22 protein-coding genes and 4 pseudogenes are annotated in these 20,799 nt (G+C 64.1%); 10 read left to right on the top strand and 16 right to left on the bottom strand.

All coding sequences use genetic code 11. The annotated features are described in order from the left end of the window. Positions 1-21: 21 nt before the first annotated feature. Entirely contained in the window at positions 22-960 is a 939-nt protein-coding gene (locus ABIB27_RS16365) for a 5'-3' exonuclease (protein WP_354217040.1), read from the bottom strand. Between the two features lie 311 nt (positions 961-1,271). Here ABIB27_RS16365 and ABIB27_RS16360 point away from each other — a divergent pair, with 311 nt between their 5' ends. Beyond that, positions 1,272-1,397: a hypothetical protein gene (locus ABIB27_RS16360; protein ID WP_354217041.1), complete on the top strand. Its 126-nt coding sequence runs from the start codon at positions 1,272-1,274 to the stop codon at positions 1,395-1,397. Between the two features lie 99 nt (positions 1,398-1,496). On the opposite strand, the gene ABIB27_RS16355 is transcribed toward ABIB27_RS16360, so the two are convergent. The 5 genes and pseudogenes from ABIB27_RS16355 to ABIB27_RS16335 all read right to left on the bottom strand — a co-directional run. After that, entirely contained in the window at positions 1,497-1,802 is a 306-nt protein-coding gene (locus ABIB27_RS16355; protein ID WP_354217042.1) for a putative quinol monooxygenase, read from the bottom strand. Positions 1,803-1,914: 112 nt separating this feature from the next. Then, positions 1,915-2,163: a hypothetical protein gene (locus tag ABIB27_RS16350; protein ID WP_354217044.1), complete on the bottom strand. Its 249-nt coding sequence runs from the start codon at positions 2,161-2,163 to the stop codon at positions 1,915-1,917. A 330-nt stretch (positions 2,164-2,493) separates the two neighbouring features. After that, complete coding sequence (locus tag ABIB27_RS16345; protein ID WP_354217045.1) at positions 2,494-3,339, bottom strand: anti-sigma factor domain-containing protein; 846 nt, start codon at positions 3,337-3,339, stop codon at positions 2,494-2,496. Then, complete coding sequence (locus ABIB27_RS16340) at positions 3,326-3,904, bottom strand: RNA polymerase sigma factor (RefSeq protein WP_354217046.1); 579 nt, start codon at positions 3,902-3,904, stop codon at positions 3,326-3,328. The genes ABIB27_RS16345 and ABIB27_RS16340 overlap by 14 nt, the downstream gene beginning before the upstream one ends. Before the next feature lie 457 nt (positions 3,905-4,361). Next, a pseudogene (locus ABIB27_RS16335) lies at positions 4,362-4,878 on the bottom strand (ZIP family metal transporter); the annotation flags it as partial. 116 nt (positions 4,879-4,994) lie between these two features. Here ABIB27_RS16335 and arfB point away from each other — a divergent pair. Beyond that, positions 4,995-5,417, top strand: coding sequence for an alternative ribosome rescue aminoacyl-tRNA hydrolase ArfB (arfB, locus tag ABIB27_RS16330; protein WP_354217047.1), 423 nt, complete (start codon positions 4,995-4,997; stop codon positions 5,415-5,417). 27 nt (positions 5,418-5,444) lie between these two features. Beyond that, positions 5,445-5,945 (top strand): DUF5129 domain-containing protein, encoded by a 501-nt coding sequence (locus ABIB27_RS16325; protein WP_354217048.1) that lies wholly within the window; start codon positions 5,445-5,447, stop codon positions 5,943-5,945. A 21-nt stretch (positions 5,946-5,966) separates the two neighbouring features. On the opposite strand, the gene ABIB27_RS16320 is transcribed toward ABIB27_RS16325, so the two are convergent. From ABIB27_RS16320 to ABIB27_RS16310, 3 genes are all read right to left on the bottom strand, one after another. Beyond that, positions 5,967-6,500: a hypothetical protein gene (locus ABIB27_RS16320; RefSeq protein ID WP_354217049.1), complete on the bottom strand. Its 534-nt coding sequence runs from the start codon at positions 6,498-6,500 to the stop codon at positions 5,967-5,969. A 230-nt stretch (positions 6,501-6,730) separates the two neighbouring features. Continuing rightward, complete coding sequence (locus ABIB27_RS16315) at positions 6,731-7,177, bottom strand: MarR family winged helix-turn-helix transcriptional regulator (protein ID WP_354217050.1); 447 nt, start codon at positions 7,175-7,177, stop codon at positions 6,731-6,733. Further along, positions 7,174-7,548, bottom strand: coding sequence for an SDR family NAD(P)-dependent oxidoreductase (locus ABIB27_RS16310; protein ID WP_354217051.1), 375 nt, complete (start codon positions 7,546-7,548; stop codon positions 7,174-7,176). Before ABIB27_RS16310 ends, ABIB27_RS16315 begins: the two co-directional genes overlap by 4 nt. Positions 7,549-7,606: 58 nt before the next feature. Between ABIB27_RS16310 and ABIB27_RS16305 the strand changes: the two genes are divergently transcribed. Continuing rightward, on the top strand, positions 7,607-8,617 hold the full coding sequence (locus tag ABIB27_RS16305; protein WP_354217052.1) for a DUF4158 domain-containing protein: 1,011 nt from the start codon (positions 7,607-7,609) through the stop codon (positions 8,615-8,617). A gap of 52 nt (positions 8,618-8,669) precedes the next feature. Beyond that, positions 8,670-8,834, top strand: a complete 165-nt coding sequence (locus ABIB27_RS16300) for a hypothetical protein (RefSeq protein ID WP_354254281.1) — start codon at positions 8,670-8,672, stop codon at positions 8,832-8,834. Between the two features lie 656 nt (positions 8,835-9,490). Here ABIB27_RS16300 and ABIB27_RS16290 read toward each other — a convergent pair. Then, positions 9,491-9,637, bottom strand: coding sequence for a hypothetical protein (locus ABIB27_RS16290; protein ID WP_354217053.1), 147 nt, complete (start codon positions 9,635-9,637; stop codon positions 9,491-9,493). A gap of 58 nt (positions 9,638-9,695) precedes the next feature. Here ABIB27_RS16290 and ABIB27_RS16285 point away from each other — a divergent pair, with 58 nt between their 5' ends. Together ABIB27_RS16285 and ABIB27_RS16280 are read left to right on the top strand one after the other, a co-directional pair. Beyond that, positions 9,696-9,920, top strand: a complete 225-nt coding sequence (locus tag ABIB27_RS16285) for a hypothetical protein (RefSeq protein ID WP_354217054.1) — start codon at positions 9,696-9,698, stop codon at positions 9,918-9,920. A 208-nt stretch (positions 9,921-10,128) separates the two neighbouring features. Continuing rightward, positions 10,129-10,380 (top strand): hypothetical protein, encoded by a 252-nt coding sequence (locus tag ABIB27_RS16280; protein ID WP_354217055.1) that lies wholly within the window; start codon positions 10,129-10,131, stop codon positions 10,378-10,380. Between the two features lie 26 nt (positions 10,381-10,406). On the opposite strand, the gene ABIB27_RS16275 is transcribed toward ABIB27_RS16280, so the two are convergent. Continuing rightward, complete coding sequence (locus ABIB27_RS16275) at positions 10,407-10,904, bottom strand: bacterial transcriptional activator domain-containing protein (RefSeq protein WP_354217056.1); 498 nt, start codon at positions 10,902-10,904, stop codon at positions 10,407-10,409. Between the two features lie 694 nt (positions 10,905-11,598). Between ABIB27_RS16275 and ABIB27_RS16270 the strand changes: the two genes are divergently transcribed. After that, a complete protein-coding gene (locus ABIB27_RS16270; protein ID WP_354217057.1) occupies positions 11,599-11,790 on the top strand; it encodes a Rossmann-fold NAD(P)-binding domain-containing protein in 192 nt (63 codons plus the stop codon). A gap of 358 nt (positions 11,791-12,148) precedes the next feature. On the opposite strand, the pseudogene ABIB27_RS16265 reads toward ABIB27_RS16270, so the two are convergent. From ABIB27_RS16265 to ABIB27_RS16255, 3 genes and pseudogenes are all read right to left on the bottom strand, one after another. Continuing rightward, positions 12,149-12,528, bottom strand: a pseudogene (locus tag ABIB27_RS16265) (VOC family protein). Positions 12,529-12,933: 405 nt separating this feature from the next. Continuing rightward, positions 12,934-14,624: pseudogene (locus ABIB27_RS16260) on the bottom strand (UvrA family protein); the annotation flags it as partial. A 478-nt stretch (positions 14,625-15,102) separates the two neighbouring features. After that, positions 15,103-15,567, bottom strand: coding sequence for a DUF8821 family protein (locus ABIB27_RS16255; RefSeq protein ID WP_354217058.1), 465 nt, complete (start codon positions 15,565-15,567; stop codon positions 15,103-15,105). A 170-nt stretch (positions 15,568-15,737) separates the two neighbouring features. Between ABIB27_RS16255 and ABIB27_RS16250 the strand changes: the two genes are divergently transcribed. Together ABIB27_RS16250 and ABIB27_RS16245 are read left to right on the top strand one after the other, a co-directional pair. Continuing rightward, positions 15,738-16,280: a PadR family transcriptional regulator gene (locus ABIB27_RS16250; RefSeq protein ID WP_354217059.1), complete on the top strand. Its 543-nt coding sequence runs from the start codon at positions 15,738-15,740 to the stop codon at positions 16,278-16,280. Between the two features lie 5 nt (positions 16,281-16,285). After that, the gene (locus ABIB27_RS16245) at positions 16,286-17,998 is read left to right on the top strand and encodes an ABC1 kinase family protein (RefSeq protein ID WP_354217060.1); all 1,713 of its coding nucleotides are present in this window, start codon (positions 16,286-16,288) and stop codon (positions 17,996-17,998) included. A 282-nt stretch (positions 17,999-18,280) separates the two neighbouring features. Here the strand turns inward: ABIB27_RS16245 and ABIB27_RS16240 are convergent, their stop codons facing one another. Further along, on the bottom strand, positions 18,281-19,354 hold the full coding sequence (locus ABIB27_RS16240) for a DNA polymerase IV (RefSeq protein WP_502909250.1): 1,074 nt from the start codon (positions 19,352-19,354) through the stop codon (positions 18,281-18,283). Positions 19,355-19,797: 443 nt separating this feature from the next. Further along, positions 19,798-20,459: pseudogene (locus tag ABIB27_RS16235) on the bottom strand (DUF4397 domain-containing protein). Positions 20,460-20,799: the final 340 nt, after the last annotated feature.

Genomic DNA, 20,799 nt, shown 5'->3' with positions numbered 1-20,799 from the left:
GCTCTTGGCGGTCCCCGTCCGTTACTGACGAAGGTCGAGGGCGGCGAGAAGCCGGGTCACCGAGCCACCCAGGTTCCATTCGCCGGCGAGCCGCTTGAGCTCGGCCCGCGGCTCGCCCGCGACCGGGTGCAGCTGGGCGCCGGCTTCCTCGAGCGTCGGCAGCTTCAGGTCACGAACCACCCTCACCACCACGGGTGCAACCTTGAGGTAGTCGCCCGCCGCGGCGAGTTTGGACCGCACGGACGCAGACAACCCGCTTGCAGGATCCGATGCCGCCTCGAGCAGCGCGTCGAGGGTGCCGTATTCGCCAAGCAGCGCCGCCGCCGTTTTCTCGCCGATGCCTGCGACGCCGGGCAGCCCGTCCGAGGCGTCGCCGCGAAGGGTCGCATAGTCGGCGTACTGCTGAGGCAGCACCCTGTATTTCCCGACCACGACGGCGTCGGTCAGGACTTCGAGGTTCCGCATCCCGCGCGCCGTGTAGATCACCCGCGCCTGGCGGTCGTCGTTGACGAGCTGGAAGAGATCCCGGTCTCCGGTGACCACATCGACGGGGAGCTCCGCCTGGCTGGCGTAAGTGCCCACTACGTCGTCAGCCTCATGGTCAGCAGCCCCCACGACGGCGATCCCGGCGAGCCCCAGGACCCGTCGGATCATGGGAAGCTGCAATTCGAGCGCGTCCGGCACCACTTCCACGTCCGGGGCATTGGCCACCACCTCCCCCACCCGATGTGCCTTGTAGGTCGGAATGAGGTCCACGCGCCACTGCGGACGCCAGTCGTCGTCCCAGCACGCAACCAGATGCGTGGCCCCATAATCGGTGGTGAGCCGCGCGATCATGTCCAGAAGGCCACGGACCGCGTTCACCGGAGTACCGTCGGCGCGGCGGATGGTATCCGGCAGGCCGTAGAAGGCGCGGAAGTACAGGGAAGCGGTGTCGAGCAGCATCAGGCGTTGGGACATAACTGATCCTGACACGGATGCTGCTGACTGTGTGAGATCTTCGAGCCGGCTGCTAGCTGGTCCAGGCGGACGGTACTTGATCCGGTCGGCTGTCCGCATGCCGACGGATTCGATGTATTCCCTTCCTTCGGTCCTCCGGGTTGCTGATCAGCCTCGACCAGGTCTCCGGGGTGTAGCTGAACTTCGAGAGATACAGAGGCATGGCCGGATCCTTCCGTTGTTGCAAGAACTGCGGAGCCACCCAGAATGGCAGCCCCGTGACAGGTCAGCAACGGCTGCGGGGCGAGGGGGCTTGAGCTGCGCTCGCGGGCATGAGCGTCCCAGCCTTCGCCTGCATGCCCGATCTGTTCCCGGATCTGACGGCCGCCGAGATCGAACGCCGGGACGTCAGCGAATGGGCCGCCACGCACGACATCGCGCCGTCCCACACAACGTGATTTGTGGCCGGGTTGCGAACTGCGGATTTGCGGCGGCTACGCACAGCAACAGGCTCACGGGCAGCCGCGGCCCGGTCCCGGCCGGGGTAGAGGACGGAACTAGGCATCCCCCGTGGCTTCGAAGGTTTGAATGGTGCGGCGCTCCAACCGCGGGATGATCTGCGCAGCGCCGATGGTTTGAATATGGTCGTAGTCGCGGTGGGCCGCAAAGCCGGCGGCATCCGTGTACCGCTCCAAAATCACGATCTGGGCAGGGTCCTCCACGCTCTGGAAGAACTCGTAGGACAGATTCGCTTTCTCCGCGCGGGTGGCTGCGGCCATCTCGCCCAACAGCCGGAGAACGTTTTCCGTCTCCTCGGGCTTCACCGTGTAGCGGACAACTACCTGGAAATATGACTCTGCCATATCACCGTTCCTTGCTCTTGGGTATTGCGGCCGGGTTGGACCGGCCGCCACATCATCGTAGCCGGCCGGTGAGTCTTCGGGCGGGAACCACCACGGCGGAGTTTTGCCGGGCTTATTTGCCGAACGAGACCCCGCTGCCGAAGCGACAGCTGGCGTTGAGGGCATCTTCGGCGATTCCGGTCATGTACCCCTCCAGTGCATGGGTGCCGTTGATCAGCGGCGACGGCGTGCATGCCACCGCAAGGGCGATCCGCCGTCTCCTGTCCGTGCTGGCCGTCACAAGGGTTCCGTAGCCAGGGATGCCGCCGACATAGCCGATGTAGAAGCCGTTCGTGCAGGGGTCCTTGACTGTCGTGCTCATGCTGTGCCTTTGGCTCGCGGCCGGGGAACGACGGCATTCGGGGCGGGGCAGCCGGGCGGGTGCCGCCGGCTCCCGGAAGTCTGTTTCTTAAGTGCATCCGCCCAGCACCAGGCCGGCTGAAGCCAGGACGGCAGAGGCTCCACCCCGGCTCGACGATGCTGCACCGAGCGCGGACATCGGACACCCACTGCCTGTCGATTCTCAGCCTGCCTTTGAGCGGCGCCGTCCCGACACTTCGTATGCTTCCATGGCCGGTGCGGTAGTCAATACCCGGCTCCGTCCGGCTACCTGTTGCGTAGGGGTGCCTCTGACTAAAGCACCGAGCTCAACTCAGGAATTGAGCGTGCCCCTGACGATGCTGTTGCTGGAGTGCCCTGGATTTCCGTCAACAGGTTCGTCGGAAACGTCGACGATGGGGAAATCTGCGAGCTCCACGCCGGCGGGAACCGCGAAAGTTCCCACGTCAGAGTTCATGATGCCCAGGCTGATCAGACGCGAGAGGTCGGGGGCGATTAGCCAGACTTCCTGGTATCCCCGGGCTTCGTCCTTACTGAGCTTCACTACCAGTAAGCGCGTCCCGTCAGCGGCCCTGACCACCTTCGCAGAGCCAGTGGCGGAATGCTGGGCCACCGGCGTCAGCTCGGCCTGGGCTACCGGTGCGGGAGCCGGGTTCAGGGTCCACACGGTGGCACCGGCCACAAGCAGCGTTGGCGCTGCGGCGGCCAGCCAGGACCCAGGACGCTGCCACCAGGCTGCGGGCCTCCGCGGGTAACCGGCGGCCCGCATCCGTTCCCGCAACTGCGTCGGCTCCGGCGGGTGGGTGCGTTCCGGCTGCCGGGTCGGCTCCAGCGGCTGGGAGTGTTCCGGCTGCCGGGTCGGCTCCAGCGCCGGGACCGGTGGCGGGACTGGGGCCTGTTTCCGGACAGTGGCCAGGGGATCTGCCTGCAGGGCCTGGGACAGGCGCAGTTGCCGGTGGATGCAGGCCCACACCTGCGGGCCCGGGATCTCCAGGCTCTGGGCGTCCGGTGTGGTTTTTACTGCGTCCACGGCGCGGCGCAGCGCCGCGTAGTCTGCCGCGCATTCACCGCACATGCCCACGTGTTCCCTGCCCTCGGCGTCCAGCCTGCCGTCATACAGCGCGAGGAGGCTCAACCGTTCCGGATCAAGATGCGGCATGGTCTACCTCCAATCGGTTTCTTAGGTGGGACAAACTGCGGCGGATATGGCTCTTGACCGTACCAAGCGGAAGGTCAAGTTTCCGGGAAATCTGCTCATGCGTCATGTCTTCAAAAAAGGCGAGCTTCATGATGGAGCCCTGGGGTTCGCCGAGCCTGTCAAGCTCCCCGTCAAGGAGCAGCCTGTCGGCCAGGATCTCGGCTGCTTCCAGCTCTGGTCCCGTTTCGCCCGGCCCACGGACGCCGGCGACAGCCAGGACCTTGCGGATCTCCCGGGCAGAGGAGGATTGGGCGTCAGAGATCACGTTCCGTGTGATCCCCACAATCCAGGCGGGGAGCCGTGCCACCCGAGGGTTGAAGGCGCTCCGGGAGCGCCATACCCGGATGAATACATCCTGCGTGACATCGTCAGCCGCGGAGCGGTCCCGCAGGGAGCGGAGGGCCAGCGCGTGCACCAGAGGGGCAAACTCCCGGTAGGCCGCTGCCAGGGCACGCTCATCCCCTGCCACGAATGAGGAGGTCAACCCGTCCTCCCACCCGTGAGACGCCTGGTCAGGTGGTGCCAAGCTGGATTCCTTCCCGGCATCGACGAGAATCACGGCTGGATCACCGCTCACTCAAGGACCGCGGTGACAATCACATTCTCGCTTTAGTCCATTCGTTCGTCCAGCCACCGGCCGCCGCAGGTGACCACTTTAGTTCGTGCGGACCACCACGGCGGAACAGTGAATCACCGTCAAAGCTGTCCTTGGCCACGAGTTCCACGGAGAGCACACGATAGTTCAGTGCAGGGGCGTCCTGCCGTCCCGCCTGCACAACTGTCCCCGCCGCCAGTACCTTAACTGGGAAACCTGTCCGCTCGGACATGGTTTCCCAGTGGCCGGCAATGACGGCAGTGCCTGCAGCTGCTCCCGGCTCCGGACCGAACCGGTACCATCCGGCCTGGTCAAAGGCCTCCGGTATCTCCATGGCTGCGCCGGCTGCCGCACCCACCGGCACAACGCTCATGTTGATTGACGTTCCAGCAATGACGGTCCAGGTCCCAAAAACGTAGGCCGGACCCCTGCCGGCTTTCTTCATCCCTGCGGTACTGGACAGCCCCTCGGGGACGTTGGAGATGAAAACGGCGGCGAGCATGGGCGGGCTGACTGTTCCGGCCGATACCAGTCCAAGGCCGAGAACCACCGATTCGGGACACCGTCGATCAAAGCGCCGACTGCGATGGCGGTTCCGCTGCCGGGCACGTCATTTTCTGAGGCGTGCGTCCCTGACCGTTCCCGGTGCTTCGCCCCGCACGGGCAAGCAGGACATTGGAGCAGACGAAGATCACCGCCGGCCAGGAAGCCGGCCACTGTGGGGATCAGTCAGCCGCCCTCGGCGGCGTCCTGGACCAGCTCCAATGCCAAGGCCGAGATCAGGACGCCGGCCCCGAACGCCATCACCGTGGACACCAACTTGGGCGGAATTTTCCATAACCAGGCGATACCGGAGCCCCGCCGGCAACCGTCCCCCACATCAGAGCCTGCAACCACATGGACATGGTTCATTCCCCTCCCGCTCTCTCGGCTGCTTGGTTCACCCCAGACGATGGTAGTCCGACGCGGGCTTGGTCTACTGGAGGCTTTGATCGCGACCATCCTGTGCAACGCTGGTTCCATGGATCTGGAGGTGTCACCCGCGCTGACTATTCCCTCGTCGGAACTCGGTTGGCGTTTCTCGCGCTCGTCGGGACCGGGAGGCCAACACGTCAACACGTCGGACAGCCGTGTCGAACTCTTATGGAACGCCGGCGACTCTGCGGTGCTCTCGGACGTCCAGCGGCTGAGGCTGCTGACGCGCATCGAAGGCCGTTTCATTGCCGGGGTCATCACCGTAACCGCCTCCGAACAGCGCTCCCAGCTGCGCAACCGTGAGATCGCCCTGGCGAAGCTCGCCGGCCTCATAGCGGCGGCCCTTGCGCCTGATGCTCCCCGCCGCCGGGCCACCAAACCAACCCGCGGGTCAAACCGGCGACACCTCGCTGCAAAACAACAGCGGTCAGCGACGAAACAGCAACGACGCCGGCCCACCAGCGAATAGCTCCCGGCGCCACCTGGCTGACGGTGGGTGCGGTTACATGGGCGGCCAGCCGTCACGGAACTGAATGCCGGCGCCATCCCGGAACGCGCCCGTTACTGCAGCAGCGTCCTGGAGAAACACCGGACCTTCCTCAGCAAAAGTCACGGGCAAGGAGGCTCCGCTACCGCAGCGGCGCTCAGGTCCTCCAGGGATGAGAGCCTGCGCGAGATGGAACGCTGGACGGCCGGGCTCGCAGACGGTGCGCTCACTCCGGAGGATGCCCTGGATCGGCTGCGCGACGCCAGGAGCCACCTGTCAGGTCTCCTGAAAAGCCACGGAGAAACCGTGATCGAGGGCTTTGCCAAAACGGAACGGGAAGCAAAGCCGATGCGCAGGAAAATGGAGGATGCACAGGAAGGCCCGGACCGCCACAATCGGCGGCTTATGAGCCCAGCATCCTCGGAACCGTCTTCCTGTCCTCTATTTCTTCTCGATTCCTTCCTTCAGCTCAGGGCTCAACAGCGGCGTCGGCAGCGTCAGCTCTGCTAGGGGCGGCGGCGGAACCACAGGCTAAGGGGTGAAGACCGAGTACAGCGAATCAATCTGGTTCCTGGTGCTCATCAGGGGCAACAACATGGCAATCCACGGTGGATAGAACATCAACGGCTGCAGAAGTGCGCCGGACGCGGAAATGATCAGCAGCGCCTTGGGACGGAGTGCAGCAGGCAGGTCCCGCCGAAGGCTGGCCAAGGCCCCCGCCAGTGCCCAGAAGGCAAGCGTGAAGATTCCCGTGTACACCAGGTAGAGCCCGTTGTACGCCCAGTCAATGACGTAGATCCCGTAGGCATAGAAGTGGTAGCCCGGCAGGCCAAGGGCAAGGACGTGCCCCTTGGGCCGGCCCGGTCCGGCCCACACGGCGAGGAAGATCAGCGCTGCGGCGGCCGCAGCAGAGATCAAATCCTGGGAATAGGCGCCGGGGATCAGTGTAGGCGCCACGATGCCCCAGTAGGCTCCGGGATCGGAGCTCCCCGTGGCAGCTGCAACGAGGGCCAGCACACCCGTGGCTGCCCAGAGTGCCCTGTGATATCGACGGTTCCTGATCACGGTTTGGCGCCCTTCCAGCTTTGCCTTCGCGGCGGACGCCCGGACTTCCCCGGCCCACAGGCAGGTCAGTTCGACGCTGTGCGCGCAATCAACTGAAGCGCCGCTGGCTCTGACCCGGCAGGGGCTTTAGTCCCTTGGAGTTGGCCCGCGAGCAACAACGAGAGTGCTGACTACCGACCGCTGAATACTGTGGTCGCCTAGTCAAGCAGCTGGAGCCGGCCGTCGAAGGTCTACAAGACCGTGGCCGTAATGCTCGACTTGGGCGTTCGCACGTTCAAGGGCCCTGACGTTGCCCGGGCCGTGGCGTCCCGGCCTCCACATGCAGGGAGCAGGGTGCGCAGCAGCGTGGCCAGTTCGTCCCGCTCGGGTCCGGAGAGGCGGGAGATGACACTATCCTCGTATTCCGCAACGGACCGGAGCACGGGAAGGATGAGGTCGCTGCCCGCGCCGGTCATCCTGATGAATGCGCCGCGTCCGTCCCGGGGGTTGCTTTCCCTGGTGACCAGTCCGGGGTCGAGGAGTTTGTTGATCCTCTTGATGGTTCCGGCAGGCGTCGTTATCAGGTCACCAGATAGCTCCGTGATGAACTTCTTCACGGACTGGCTGGCCATGGCGCTGTCGATTTCTTCCTGGACGGTGCGGCCGGAGACGGCGGCGCAGCCTTCGAATACGCTCATGATCCGGGGACCGTCCACCCGCGCCTGGGTGGATGGTGTTCGAGGTGATGCCGAACGGGCCAAGTTCCGTGGCGAGGGGTCTTGGCGAAACCGACCAGGCCCCATTTGGTGGTGGCGTAGGCCACGCGGTTCGGGTAGCCGAAGCGGCCCGCCACGGAGGACATCGTCACGATCGAGTTGGCGTCGGATTCGTTCAGCAGCGGAATGGCCTGCTGGGTGACGTTGAAGGTGCCCTGGAGGTGGACGCCGACGACGGCGGCGAAAGCTCCGGCGTCGTACTCATCGACGGGGGCGGTGGGGCCCGCGATGCCGGCATTGTTCACCAGTACGTCGAGGCCGCCGAGGTGTGCTTTATGGCCCGGTACGCCCATAGCTGTCCCTAGGTGACAAGTAGCATGGCCTGACAGGGGTGCGAATCGGGAGCAATCGATGGATCAGCTGGTGGGGACTTGGACACTTATCGGCGACGACTGGGATTTACTCGGCAACAAGTCGGGGGCGACAGGGCTGGGTTTTGCTCTGCTGCTGAAGTTCTTTGAGCTTGAGGCCCGCTTTCCGGGGGCTGGATCGGATTTTCCTCATGGTGCGGTGGAGTACGTTGCAGACCAGATCAAAGTCGATGCAACGGCCATCGATGATTACGAGTGGTCCAGCAGAACAGCAAAGCGCCATCGGACCCAGATCCGGACGGCCTTCGGATTCCGGGAATTCTCCCGCAGCGATGAAGAGAAGATTGCCGAGTGGCTGGCCCGCGAGGTGTGCCCGGTTGAACAGCGGGACGAACAGTTACGCGAAGCCATACTTCTCCGGTGCCGGACTCAGCAGATTGAGCCGCCAGGGCGGATTGAGCGCATCCTTGGCTCCGCCCGGGCAGCGTCCGAGAAGGACTTCTGCGACCCAACCGTCGCCCGTCGGGGTGCGGCGTGTGCGGAACGGCTAGAGGGTCTGGCTACTGATGGAGCCGATATCGTGTCGCTGGCAGAGTTGAAGGCTGATCCCGGTCAGGTGGGCTTGGAAACCCTGTTTGAAGGAAGTCGGCAAGCTCGCCGCGATCCGGGCCCTGGGGTTGCCTGCTGGGCTGTTCGCGTCTACGCCGGCCAAACTTGTGGAGGCCTGGCGGTCGCGGGCGGCCCGGGCCTACCCCTCGGACCTGAGGGCGATGCCGGCACCTGTACGGTAACGCTGTTGGCGGCGTTGTGCTGGCAGCGGCCTGCGGAGATCACAGACGCCCTAGTCGATTTGCTGATCGCCTTGGTGCTGAAAATCAATACCCGGGCTGATCGGCGGGTCGAGCGGGAGCTGACGGAGGATCTGCGCCGGGTTCGGGGCAAGGAAGGGATCCTGTTCCGGATTGCCGAGGCCGCGATCGAGCAACACCCGGATCTGGGGCTGGCCGGCGGAAGCACCCTATGGAGGAGAACTTCCCTACTACTGCGATGACACCGGGGAAGCCTACGGTTTCAGTAGCACTGATTCTGCCCTTTACTGCGACATGACCGGCGGCGCCAGCGGGGGGCCGTGGCTGAAAGACATCATCAATCAGGACCTCGGGTACGCCTTCGCAGTCACATCGCGCAGGACGCTTTTCGGCGAGCCGCTTCTGCTCGCAACTCCGAACACCAGCGACGTGCTGAGCACGTACAACCTGATGTATTAATAGCGGAGCCAAGGAGATCAAGGCCATGAGTCTCATGCACGCAGACACCGGCAAACGGCGCAGAACCACCGCCATCGTGCTGACCGCATTTCTCGTCGCTCTACTCGCGGCCGGAGTGATCATACAAAGAGTAAGCCAGAGCTCTGACGGGAGCGGGGATTCGACGGTCACCACTCCAGGTGTCGAAGAGACCGGTGGCTGGACACCGGAGCGAATGCGAAGCGCAACGCCCCAACCAATGCCCTGAATCCCCTGAACACAAGGAGTGGCCCCGGAAGGATACTGCCGGGGCCACTCCTTCACTCCACCTGAGCGCTGCCGGCGATGGGGGGCCAGCGATGATTGTCTCGACCGCGACCGGCGGTGAGGGCAGGCTGTCGGCAGGTACGCCTCAATGATCCCCGCCTCAGCAATCGGCGCTGCATGATGGGCGGCCTAGTTTGGTGAGGAGCTTTACCCCAGGCCGGGCGAAGTTTCCCAGTCGGCGATAAATGACGGTACAGGGTCTGGCAGGTGGTTCCCAGTTCATGGCATTCTTCGCTGACTTTGGTTCCGGGCTGGCATGGATGCCACGGCGAGCCGAAGTTGCGTGGGGTCATCCGGAAGGGGCGGCCGCCCCTTCCGGGGGTTGAGTAGTAACCGCACAGCCGTTAGCGCTAAGCACCTTCCGGTTTGGCGGCCGAGGTGCGGATATGGCGGTAGATCGTCATTGGCGTGACGTCGCAGGAGTGGGCGATCTCGGCCATGGTGAACTGATTTGAGTCATACATCCGCTGTGCTTTGCTGATGAGCGCTGGCGTCATCTTGGGTGTCCTGTCACCCTTTCGCCCGCGGGAGCGCGCGGCGATCAGTCCGGCGTTGGTGCGTTCTCTGATCAGGGCCGCTTCGTATTCGGCGCGGGCCCTGCTGGGCTATGTGGAAAAGCAGTTCGACGACAAGGACTGCGGCCTCTGGGAAATCCGCGGCACGGCCGAATACTTCACCCATTACCGGGTGAGAGCAGGCATGATGTCCTGGATTACAGGCTGCATCTCCGGGGCAACTGCGGCCCCGGCCCACGCGCACGGCACCTCACGCCAGCGCTAGGAGTGACAGCCCGCCCGGCAGCGACTTTCCAGGTCCAGCCGGTGCGAGCTGCTCGCGCATCAGGGCGGGACGCCTTCATGGGCGGCGATCTTGAGCAAACCTTTCGCAAAGCTAGGCTGATTGCTGATTCTCTTGTTGCAGTATCAAGGCAGGCTCCGCGGGCTTTCACCACATGGACATCCGCTGAATGAGAGTAAGGTACGTTGCCATGACAAAGGATGACCCGCCGTCAGGAATCTCCGACGACGTCCCGTCAGACCCCACGATGCTGTCGATGGGCACCCTGGTCATCCGCACCTGGAACGAGCCGGACCAGACGCCAGGTTTTCGCGCCAGGCTGACCTATAGCCAAGCCCCGGACGCTGAGCCGAGCAGTATCTCTACAGCTGATCCGGATGAGGTCCTCAGTGTGGTGCGCCAATGGCTCAGTACCCGATCGGCGCCTCCCACTGAGATGTAGCTGCTTCCCGCTCCGTACCCCTGCACTCAGGAAATGTCTGCAATGAGGCGCCGGATGGCCTCCGAAGGCCCCAGGCCGATTTCCTCCTTAAGTTTCGACGTGTATTTGCCAAAAGCGCGAAGGGCGGCAGCGTTGTTGCCTCGCCGCCGTTCGGCCTGGATGAGAAGTCCAACGGCGCTTTCATAGAGCGGTTCGAGTTCCAGTGCCGCCTCCGCAGCTTCCAAGGCAGACTCATAGTCACCACGTGCGAGCGACTCCCGGGCAATGATGTGGTAGGCGTGGAGGCGATCCTGCTGCAGCCTGCCCTGCTCGAAGAGCACCCAATCGTCGTACCAGCCCGGAAGTAGGTCGGAGTCCCGTAACTGCTGGAGACATACAGCCACGTTTCCATTGAGTCCAGACCGGCTTAATTCCCGGATCTGGGCGCGAAGCCGGTGCAGGTCCACATCGACAAGTTCACTGAGGGACAGCGTGGTTCCGCCATTGACGATGAGGCCGGGGACTTGCTTCGAGATGAGATGCACGGCAACGCGAAGGCTTTCGAGCCCCCTTGACTCCGGGGCCTCCGGCCACAACAGACCGACAAGGTAGCTTCTGGGACGGGGCCCATTAACAGCCAGCGCAGTAACGAGCCGTTGTTGCCGCACAGCAACGGGCACCACGTCGGTGTCCCGACGAAGTTGCCACGATTGAAGCAGCCTCAACCGAAAACCATAGCCGTCATTGCCCATGGATACCCCCAATCAAGCGTGGGGCCGAAAAGCATGTAATGACCACTTTCCGCAGTGCGCAGTGGGCTGTCAATGGTCTGCATCGTTCTTCAGGGAGCGCTCCACGGTAAGAGTCCGGACCGTATTAAAGGATGCCTGGCAGTACAGCTTTCGGCAGGCACTCCGACACCCGCCCAAAGGCAAGTTGACTGAAGGCAGGCCGGTCGGCCAGGCCCGCCAGGCGCCCCTCGACAAAGGAGACAACATGCATACACGAACTCGGCCGGCCCTTGGCCGAATCAGTGCTCGCCCACGGCCACAACACCGTCGTCACCGCCCGGAACGAAAGTACCCTCCAGGATCTCGCGGCCATACACGGACACAGCCCTGGCCCTCCCGCTCGATGTGACCGACAAAGAGCAGATTAACTCGGCGGTGCAGCGGGCGCACGCCCGGTTCGGCAGCATCGACGTGCGTCAACAATGCCCGCTATGGCTACCGTGCCGACGTGGAGGAAGCCGACGACGCCGACATCCGCCAATTGTTCGACACCAACGTTTTCGGCGCCGTCGACATGATCAACGCGGTCAGGGTCGATTCTGAATATTTCCTCCATCGGTGCGCGTATCTCCCCGCCTGGTCCGGATACTACTCCGCAACCAAAGCCGCCCTCGAAGGCCTTTCGGTTTCCCTTTTATAAGGAACTCCAGCATCTTGGCATCAATGTCACCGTCATCGAACCCGGCGCGCTCCTCACCGACCGCGCCGGCCGTTCGCTCACCCAGTCCGCGACGGCGGTAGAGGACTACACGGAGAAAGCCGGCAAACGCCGCAAAGAGCACAACACCGTCCACGGCACCCAGCCCGGAGACCCCGCGAAAGCCGCGAAGGCCATCCTCACCGTCGCTAGGCCCCGAACCAGCCCGAGCTGCTGGTGCTCGGCCAGGACGCGTTCGGCGCCTTCACCGCAGTCCAGGAGCGACAGCCCGTCGAATTGGACGAATGGCAGGGGCTCAGCCTCAGCACCGGCATCGACGACTAATCAGCCGACTGAAGAATCAGGGCTCGAGCCGTTTGCGCAAGAGGCAAAACTCGTTGCCTTCAGGGTTTCTGCCAGGACGTGCCATTGCTCGTCGCCGGTCTGCCCGACGTCGGCGGGGCGGGCGCCGAGTGCGAGCAACCGTTCCAGCTCGGCGTCCTGGTCCCGGTCGACGGGGTTGACGTCGATGTGCAGTGGGAGCTTTCCGATGCGAGGGTTGCTGCTGGGGCTGAGGAAGATGGTGGGCTGCAGGCCGCCAAACCCGGCATCGGGCGGGCCGATCTCGATCGCACCTTCGTCCCTGTCGAGCTCGACGTAGCCAAGGACCTCGCTCCAGAACCGCGCGAGAAGTTCGGGGTCGGCGCAGTTCAGGACGAGTTCGCTGATACGGGATGCCATGAAACTTAGTGTACGGAGGGCAGCGATGCGAACACAGCAGATATCCGAACCCACTTTGGCGGGCGCCGGATCTTCGAAGGTGACCGCGCCTTCCCCGCCCTCCTGACTAGGTGGTGATCATGCCCAGATGTATTCCTCGGCGATCGCGCCGTCCTTCCACTTGGCCACGGTCACCGTGCGGCCGCCGCCTTCGAACTCGCAGACCACGCAGGTCCACTCGCCGGACCCGAATGCGAATGGGTTCCGCTGCCCTGCGCCATGGTCTGGTCTTGCGTGGAAGCGGTTCCCGACAATAGCCCGGTGGAACCCAATGCAAAAGACCCAATTCACGGGAATGCGGTGACCGCCCCCTGCAAAGCAATCAACCACCGCTGCGCATCCTATTTGCCAGTGACCAGTGGCCCGCAGGTGTGGCGCGGTGGCGGACCTCGCGCTGTCTGCGACCGTCTCAGGTGTTCCCCTCGGAACGACTACCCCGCCCCGGCTCCACCTTCCGGGCCGAAGTCGATGATCCAGTCCGCGGTTTCGATCACGTCAAGGTTGTGTTCGATGGTGACCACCGTGTTCCCTTTATCGACGAGGCTGTGCAGGAGGTGGAGGAGTTTGCCGACGTCGTCGAGGTGGAGTCCCGTGGTGGGTTCGTTAAGGATGTAAATGGTGCGTCCACGGCTGCGCCGTTGGAGCTCTGGGGCGACCTTAACCCGCTACGCCTCGCCAACGGACAGGTGGTCGAGCTATGCCCCAACCGCACATACCCGAGACCGACTTCTCGAGCTGGTCGAGTCCATTGACACGGGTGTGGAGCCCTGGCACTTGAGAGGCGCCGTTGAGGGTGTTCGCCAGCACCTTGTAAAGGATCTCATTGACAAGGGTGGACTTACCCGGACCGCTGACTCCTGTTACGGCAACGAACACGCCCAGCGGCACATCGACGTCGACATTTTGCCGGTTGTTGGCTCGGGCACCAACAATTCCCAGCGTCCGCCCTGAATCGACGGGGCGGCGGTGCTCGGGGACGGCGATTGCTTTCCGGCCAGAGAGGTAGGCGGCGGTAACCGAGGAGCGATGGTCAAGCAGCTGCGCCAACGGCCCGCTGTGCACGATGCTTCCTCCGGCCTCACCGGCTCCCGGACCGACGTCGACGATCCAGTCAGCGCCGGGGATGGTGTCCTCGTCGTGTTCGACCACAACGAGCGTATTACCGAGTGCTTTCAGCCGGTGCAGGGTCGCGATTAGCCGGTCGTTGTCGCGCTGGTGCAGTCCTTTATGCTCGGCTCGTCGAGCACGTACAGCACCCCGGAGAGGCCTGTACCGACCTGAGCGGCGAGGCGGATGCGCTGCGTTTCCCCGCTGGACAGGGTTCCCGCAGCTCGAGAAAGCGAAAGGTAGTTAAGCCCGACATCCAGCAGGTACGTGACGCGCACAAGGATTCTTGGCGAATCTGAGCGCTGATCTGCTGCTCTTGTGGGGTGAGCTCGATCTGCTCGATGAACTGGCCCAGCTCGGAGAGCCGCCACCTCTCCGATGCTCCTGGCGCCGACCGTGACCGCGAGTACTTCCGGTCGCAGGCGGCTCCCGCCGCAGGCCCGGCAAGGGATCTCGCGAAGGTAACGGCTCCACCATTTGCGCAAAGCTGTCTCGATCGAATCCGTGAGGCGGGCAAGCACGCCGGAGCCGGCGACCAGCCTGTCGACGATCGCTGTGATGTCGTGTTTGAGCTGTTTCTGCAGCGGCGCGACGACACTTAGGCGGAGAGCTACGCCGTCGATAAGCACCCGGGAGAAGGCCGCCTGGGTGAGGTCGCCCAGCAGATCGGCATGCTTGCCATTGTTCTGCACTACTACAGGCGCCAGGAGCTGCTACCTCGTGCGCTCCGGCAGTTGCATAAGCTGGTCAGCGATCTGCCGTACAGTCTGCCGTTTCACTGGTTCTCCGCATACTGCGCAGTCGGGAATGCCGATCCGCGCCCAAAGCAGCCGGAGGTGATCCTGGATCTCTGTGATGGTCCGGACCGTAGACCGCGGGTTATGGTTCGTCGATTTCGGATCAATCGCCAGTGCCGGACTGAGACCTTCGATCGACTCGACCTCCGGCCTGGTCCCGGAACATCCGAGCGTACGAGGACAAGGATTCGACGTAGCGCCTCTGCCCTCGGAGAAGATCGTGTCGAATGCCAGCGAGAATTTAGCCGAACCGGAAACCCCTGTAAGGACCACCAGAGCGTCACGGGGGAACTCCACTGAGACATCCCGGAGATTGTGGACGCGGCACCGCGCACCCGGACCTGGATGAGGAAGGCGAATGAACAGATGACGGTATTGATGCAGAAGGCACGAAGCGATTTAACGGGCGTGATCGAAGCGCCGACCCCGACATCCCGATGGACGGCATGCCTTCCGAAGAGGGCGGTCGCGCGAACGACTTCGCTCCGCACGTGCCCAGCGACTCCGCTTGCGAAGCGGCCCTCTATTCTCTCATTTCCGCACCGCAACTGGCCAACGATGCAGGTCCGGTGCGGAATCTGTACTTTGGTGGACCGCCACCCCGAGGGCGCCAGGCCCGGAACATGGCTGTTCAGTAATCTCCCTTGATCACGAAGTAGGAGCCGCGGATCACGCCTGCCAGCTTCGATTTCTGGCGGGCGAACTTAAACCGGGACGCCAGTTCCTCTGGAATCTCCATACCGTCGGCCAGTTTGAATCCGACCGCCCGTTTGCCGCCCGCCTCGATGCTGTACATGACGTTGATCGACAGCCCCGACTCATAGAACACGTAATCCATCCGCAAACCGTCGACCTCGAAGGCGGTTGCTTCGAGCGCGCTGGAGCCGATGACGATGTCGCGTTCTTCCCTCAGGATGCGGCTCACCCTGTCGACCACTTCCGGAACCTCGCCAGCAGGGCTTACGGTGAAGACGTGGTCGTACTTGTTCCGGTAGTAGCGGCCCTCGTTGGCGCGCAACCCGGCGAGTGTCTTGGCTACCGGAGAGGATTCCAGGCCGATAGTGGAGACGTTCTTGAAGTCAACGACGTAAGGCATAGGCCCTCCTGATTAGATGTGCTGGACCAACGATAACGTGACGGCAGGCTTCGCCGTCGTCCGAATGCTCGTGGTTCGGCCCTGGCCCTCAGCGAGTCCCGCACTTCTGGTTTTCCTGTGTATCGGGACGTATCGTTGACTATCGTTCGCGATTCGCTAAGGAGAGCAGCATGCGTAATTCATACCCGGCGGGCGGATTTGGCGGCCCCAACATCGACAGCATGTGGCAGGCCGTGGAGGAGCTGCGTTCTAGGTTTGAGAAGCGTTCGGGCACCCGCGCAGGGCGAGGCGAGGTGCGTTCGGCAGTGCTGGCCCTGCTCGCGGAGCGGTCGATGCACGGCTATCAGATCATCCGCGAAATCGAGGAGCGCAGCGGTGGAAGCTGGAAGCCGAGTGCCGGCTCCGTCTACCCGACGCTGCAACTGCTGGCCGATGAGGGGCTCGTCCGTGCCGAGGAGTCCAACGGCCGCAAGATCTACTCGCTGACCGAAGCGGGCCGGGCGGATGCAGCGCACGGAGATGCTTCAGCGCCATGGGAGTCACCGGGCCCGGCATTCGGCACCGGGTTCGCGGCACTGCCGAAGGCTGGCGTCGAGCTCGCGCAGGCCGCGGCCCAGGTGGGTCGCACTGGCTCGCCGGCGCAGGTGCAGCAGGCGGTGGCGGTGCTCGATGAGGCACGTCGTCGTCTGTATTCAATCCTCGCCCAGGACTGACGGGGGTGACGCCGGTTCGTCGGGGCCGATCAGATCCGGTTCCCGGCGCCGGGAACACCCGTGCCCGTTACCGCCGCATCCTGCGCTTCGCCGCGTGGCATCTGACCGTAACCTGGTGGTTTGAGCTGCTCCTCCCCCGCGTCGGACTCGGCAGAATCGCCGAGCGCACCCGGGCGAAAAGGATGCTGCGGTTCGCGCAGCGATTCCACATGCTCGCGGTGGACCTGGGCGGCCTGATGATCAAGGTCGGTCAGTTCCTGTCGTCCAGGCTCGACGTGCTACCGCCCGAGATCACCAAGGAGCTTGAGGGCCTTCAGGACGAGGTTCCCCCGGTACCGTTCCCCGCAATCCGTGCCCTGGCCCAGGCGGAGCTGGGCTCGCGGCTGGACCAGGTTTTCACCTGGGTCGAGGAGACGCCAATCGCCGCCGCATCCCTCGGGCAGGCGCACCGGGCACGGCTCCTTCCCGCCAACGCCGCCGACGCCGGTCTCGACAACGTGGTGTTGAAGGTGCAACGCCCGGGCATTGGCGCGATTGTCGACGTCGATCTGGCGGCACTGCGGCGCGTGGGCGGCTGGCTAAGCCACCTGCGCCTGGTGTCCAATCGTGCGGACATGCCTGCCCTGGTGGAGGAGTTTGCGCAGACCAGTCTTGAGGAGATCGACTACCTGCATGAGGCGGCTAATTTAGAGCGCTTCGCGGCTGATTTCACCGCCGACGACAGGGTGGGAGTACCCGAGGTCGCATGGGAATGGACTACCCGCCGTGCGCTCACCCTCGCCGACGTCACGGCTATCAAGATCACGGACTCGGAGGCGCTTCGTGCAGCGGGCATTGACCCGGCGCGCGTTGCCCCGGTTTTCGCGTCCGTCATGTTCGACCAGCTGTTCACCAAAGGCTTCTTCCACGCCGATCCTCACCCCGGCAACATCTTTGTCACTCCGGTGACCAATTCATCACCAGGGCGCCCGTGGCAGCTGACGTTCATCGACTTCGGCATGATGGGCGAAGTTCCGCCCAGCACCCGACGCGGCCTGCGGAAGCTTCTGATCGCGGCCGCCGCGAGGGATGGCAAGGGCTTGGTGACCGCGATAAGGGACGTCGGTGTGCTGGTGCCGTCGGCCGATACGGCCGAGCTTGAAAGGGCCATGACTCAGCTCTTCGCCAGGTTTGGTGGGATGGGCTTCGCCGAGCTCCGCGAGGTGGACCAGCAGGAGTTCCTTGTTTTTGCCGTCGAGTTTGGCGACCTGATTCGTTCCCTGCCGTTCCAGTTGCCGGAGAACTTCCTGCTTATCATCCGGGCGATGTCACTGACATCGGGGGTGTGCAGCTCGCTGGACCCCCGGTTCAATCTGTGGGATGCGGTGGAACCCTATGCGGCCCAGCTGCTGCGCGACGAGCGAGGCAACATTGTGCAGGACGTGGCTCAGCAGGCACTCGACGCCGCCGGGGTCGCCGTGCGTCTGCCGAATCGCCTCGATAGGCTTCTCACCCGCATCGAAGACGGTTCATTGTCTGTGTCCAACCCGCGTCTCGAACGGCAGATGGCACGCCTGAACCGCACCGCGCAGCGATCGGCCTCGGCGCTGATATTCGGCGCCCTGCTCATCGCAGGTTCCGTGGTCCGGGCGGACGACACCGTGCTCGGCAGCGTGCTGATGATCGCGTCGGTCGTACCGCTGCTGCACGGGCTGTGGGTGGGGCGCCGCGGCCTCTGAGTGATGTGGTCGCGGCAATGGTTGGTCGACAATAATGGCGACGCCGTTCCGGACGGCGTCGCAACGGCAGTCACCGCCGCAGGGGGGCCCAGCCCACTGGGAGACAGACGACAACGCGCAGCCCGGCCCGATTTACCCCGACGAGGTCGTGGATTGAGTCGAAGAGATGGCCAATGACGAAGACCCACAAGGCTCCGGGTTGGCGGATAACGGCGAGGTTTGACGTGGAAGAATTCACCTGGAGTGTCCAGGAGAGTCGATGCGCTCTAGGGCACTACCGCGTCACCAGCCGCCACGTGTCGGAGTATGTCCCTTCCGTGCATCGTCGGGCATCGACATTTCTGCCCGCAAACCAAGGAGCCGGATGGGCCGGGCCGGCTCGATCCTTGCTGTGAGATCCAGGGCTCGGGCGATGACTTCCTTCCGTTCGAATGTCTCGGGAATCTTCCTTGCGTAGGTCTTGGTGAAGAACGGCGCATAACGGACCTTGAGCGTCAGCCCGACCACCGGCCGCCCTTCAGCTACCACATCCTGAAGTACGCGAGCCGCTAACTCCCTTATAGCGTCGTCCACCTGGGCAGGCTCGGTCAGGTCCCGCTGGAAAGTGGTTTCGCGGCTGTGTCCGCGGGCAACCCACGGGGTGTCGTCCACCATGCTGGCGCCGTCCCCGCGGCCGAGCTCCGCATACCAGGGACCCATCCTGGGGCCGAACTCCGGGACCAGGTCTGGGGGGTCGGTTCCTGCGAGCTCGGCGACTGTGTTGATGCCGAGTTTCGCCAGCCGGCCCGAGACTTTGGTTCCGACGCCCCACAGGTCCCTGGTGGGCCGACTGCCCATAACATCGAGCCAGTTGCCGGCAGTGAGACGGAAGACGCCAGCCGGCTTGCCGAATCCGGTGGCGACCTTGGCTCGGACCATGGTGTCGCCGATGCCCACGCTGCAATGCAAATGCGTTCGCTCCAGGACAGCGGCCTGCACCTGCCGGGCGTAGGATTCCGGGTTCTCGGTCTGGATGCCCAAAAAGGCTTCATCCCAGCCCAGCACCTGCACGGTGGCGCCGGGCTGCGCGCGCAGGGTAGCCATCACCGCGTCCGACGCCGCGAGATAAGCCTCGTGATCGACGGGCAGGATGACGGCGTCTGGCACTTTCCGGGCCGCGATGCGTAAAGGCATTCCTGAACCCACGCCGAACGCCCGGGCTTCGTAGGATGCGGTCGACACCACAGCACGTTCCGTGGGGTCCCCCCGACCGCCGACAATGATCGGCTTGCCCGCGAGCTCGGGCCGGCGGAGTACTTCGACCGCCGCGATGAACTGGTCGAGATCAACGTGCAGCACCCACCGGATTCCGCTCACGCCACCAGTCTGCCCTAATCGTCATGCGAGGAGCACACTTTTTACGCCAGACCCGGCAGGAGGGTGGGATGGGAGTTGCAGGATTTTTTGCGTCCATAAATCAGCGCAGTGCGGCGTGTCTACGGCCCGGCGGAGAATCCTGCCTACAGGTGCCGCCGGCGCCACGCCGACAACCAGGGCGAGCCCGCGGCCCGCGCCCTGGCCGAATACCACCACGCGATCAAACGGGTAGCAGGGTAGGACGAAAATCAATCAAGCTGTCTTACGAACTTGACGGGCGCAGTCCGCCATAGAGCGGGGTGTTGGAACAGCTTGCGTCGGTGGACCGGACACAGACACGACAGCGGGGCGCCCGTCATGCGGCCCCGCTGTCAATGGGGGTATTGGCACACGTCGTTGCTTCGTACGCCGTTAGCGGAGCGGCGACAGTGACGGCCGCGTCCCTAGTTCTCGGAGTCAACAACCTGGACTGCGACGGCCAAGGTGCCGTCAGCCAGGCTGCCCCAGGCGTACACGATCGTGTTTTTGCCGGCCTCGACGGTGATGTCGGCCGGCCCAATCACCGGGTCGGTGGTCCCGGCCGCGGCAACGGACGCCGAATTTGTTCCGGCCTTCAGCTTCAGGGTGGCCTCATCCGGATTGCTGAGCCCTCGATCACTGCCGTTCCGCCAGCCAGGACGTCCACGGCGGGTGCTGCGGCCACGTGCCTGACCGTCAGCTTTCCTTTGTTGTCGTTGCGGGGAGCCTTAGTGTCGTTGGTGAAGAGTGTGGCCGTGGGGGCACCGTCGGCGTCGGGGTGGGCCACCGCGGTGTAGTTGCCGCCGTCGTCGAGTTCAACGGTAACCGGCCCGATCACCGGGTTGTCCGCGCTGGTGGCATCCGAGGCGGTGATGGCGATATGGTAGTCGCCGGCAGCGAGTTCCAGGGGACCGGCCACGGTTCCGGGGGTGAAGTCATCTAGGGTGAGGGTGCCGTTGACCCATACGTCCACAGTCAGGCCGGGCACGGCGTGCAAGACCGAGAGCTTGGCGGTGTCGTGGTGGTGCCAACCGCCGGCCTGCGCTGGAGCCGCGAAGGTCCCCGGCACCTCGCGTTGCTCTGCCATGAACCCGACATCGAGCCGGTCACCCCTGAACTGCTCGAGTACCTCGGCTGTGGTCAGAGGCAGAGATACGCAGCTCGACCCCAGGGTGCCGGCTCCGCACCGTGCTTGTCAGGGAAGACACACCTCGGCTCGCCATGGCACCGACGAAACCGACTCGGACCAATCCGTGTTCGCCGTCACCAGCATTACGCGCCGCGCGCACAGCCGCGTCCGCGCCGGCCAGAGTTTCCTGGCAGCGGGGCAGGCCCTACGTGTCAGGGTTGGGTGAGGCCAGTACCTCATAGCAACTTCGTCTAATTCGTAGGGCGAGAATCAGGATCATCACCAATGTCTGTCTCCA

The organism is Arthrobacter sp. UYEF21 (assembly GCF_040546085.1).
Taxonomy (GTDB): domain Bacteria; phylum Actinomycetota; class Actinomycetes; order Actinomycetales; family Micrococcaceae; genus Arthrobacter.
This window is presented reverse-complemented; position numbering and strand designations above follow the sequence as displayed.